The organism is Herbaspirillum sp. FG34 (assembly GCF_057809315.1).
On sequence record NZ_JBMDJS010000044.1, the window covers coordinates 1 to 2,079 of the forward strand.

At 50.7% G+C, this 2,079-nt stretch carries 1 rRNA gene; it reads right to left on the bottom strand.

The window, feature by feature from the left end:
• Nucleotides 1–44 precede the first annotated feature (44 nt).
• Nucleotides 45–1,577: ribosomal RNA gene (locus tag ACODSZ_RS23025) — 16S ribosomal RNA — on the bottom strand.
• Nucleotides 1,578–2,079 lie beyond the last annotated feature (502 nt).

Here is a 2,079-nt window from a genome sequence, read left to right on the forward strand (position 1 = left end):
TTACAGCCGATAAGTGTGGACGCTTAACTTCGTGCGCACTCTAGAAAGGAGGTGATCCAGCCGCACCTTCCGATACGGCTACCTTGTTACGACTTCACCCCAGTCACGAATCCTACCGTGGTGAGCGCCCTCCTTGCGGTTAGGCTACCCACTTCTGGTAAAACCCGCTCCCATGGTGTGACGGGCGGTGTGTACAAGACCCGGGAACGTATTCACCGCGACATGCTGATCCGCGATTACTAGCGATTCCAACTTCATGGAGTCGAGTTGCAGACTCCAATCCGGACTACGATACACTTTCTGGGATTAGCTCCCCCTCGCGGGTTGGCGGCCCTCTGTATGTACCATTGTATGACGTGTGAAGCCCTACCCATAAGGGCCATGAGGACTTGACGTCATCCCCACCTTCCTCCGGTTTGTCACCGGCAGTCTCATTAGAGTGCCCTTTCGTAGCAACTAATGACAAGGGTTGCGCTCGTTGCGGGACTTAACCCAACATCTCACGACACGAGCTGACGACAGCCATGCAGCACCTGTGTGATGGTTCTCTTTCGAGCACTCCCAAATCTCTTCGGGATTCCATCCATGTCAAGGGTAGGTAAGGTTTTTCGCGTTGCATCGAATTAATCCACATCATCCACCGCTTGTGCGGGTCCCCGTCAATTCCTTTGAGTTTTAATCTTGCGACCGTACTCCCCAGGCGGTCTACTTCACGCGTTAGCTGCGTTACCAAGTCAATTAAGACCCGACAACTAGTAGACATCGTTTAGGGCGTGGACTACCAGGGTATCTAATCCTGTTTGCTCCCCACGCTTTCGTGCATGAGCGTCAGTGTTATCCCAGGGGGCTGCCTTCGCCATCGGTATTCCTCCACATATCTACGCATTTCACTGCTACACGTGGAATTCTACCCCCCTCTGACACACTCTAGCCGTGCAGTCTCAAATGCAATTCCCAGGTTGAGCCCGGGGATTTCACATCTGACTTACACAACCGCCTGCGCACGCTTTACGCCCAGTAATTCCGATTAACGCTTGCACCCTACGTATTACCGCGGCTGCTGGCACGTAGTTAGCCGGTGCTTATTCTTCAGGTACCGTCATTAGTAATAGATATTAGCTACTACCGTTTCTTCCCTGACAAAAGAGCTTTACAACCCGAAGGCCTTCTTCACTCACGCGGCATTGCTGGATCAGGGTTGCCCCCATTGTCCAAAATTCCCCACTGCTGCCTCCCGTAGGAGTCTGGGCCGTGTCTCAGTCCCAGTGTGGCTGGTCGTCCTCTCAGACCAGCTACTGATCGTTGCCTTGGTAGGCTTTTACCCCACCAACTAGCTAATCAGATATCGGCCGCTCCAGGAGCATGAGGTCTTGCGATCCCCCACTTTCATCCGTAGATCGTATGCGGTATTAGCTAATCTTTCGACTAGTTATCCCCCACTCTAGGGCACGTTCCGATATATTACTCACCCGTTCGCCACTCGCCATCAGGAGCAAGCTCCTATGCTGCCGTTCGACTTGCATGTGTAAGGCATGCCGCCAGCGTTCAATCTGAGCCAGGATCAAACTCTTTAGTTTAATCTCTGTTTTGTGCCATTTCTGGCTACCCCGAAGGGCATCGCTCTCTCAAAATACTGACAGGTAATTTCTTGCGATCTTACCTATATTTCTTGTGAGCATTTAATATTTAAAGTTTCCAGAACCGAGGTTCTGTCGCACTTCATTAAACGCCCACGCTTATCGGCTGTTAATTTTTAAAGATCTTGTCTGCCGCAAACGCGCTGTGCGCTGTTTGCATCGCTGCGAATCGTTTTGTTCGTCAGCAGCAGAGAAACGAGATTATGTAGCAGTTTGTTTATCGCGTCAACTACTTTTTTGCGATTCGTTTTAAATTTTTTCGTCTCGCTTAACTTCCGCTTTGACTACTTCCAATTTAAAACGCCTTACAACCTGCTTCACACCTCCTTGCTTCGCCGACCTTCGTCGCTCTGTTTTTCAACTTCGCTTCGTGTGTCGCGTCAGCAGGGGGCGAACTATAGCAATGCCCTCCACACCACGCAAGCACTTTTTGAAAAATAAT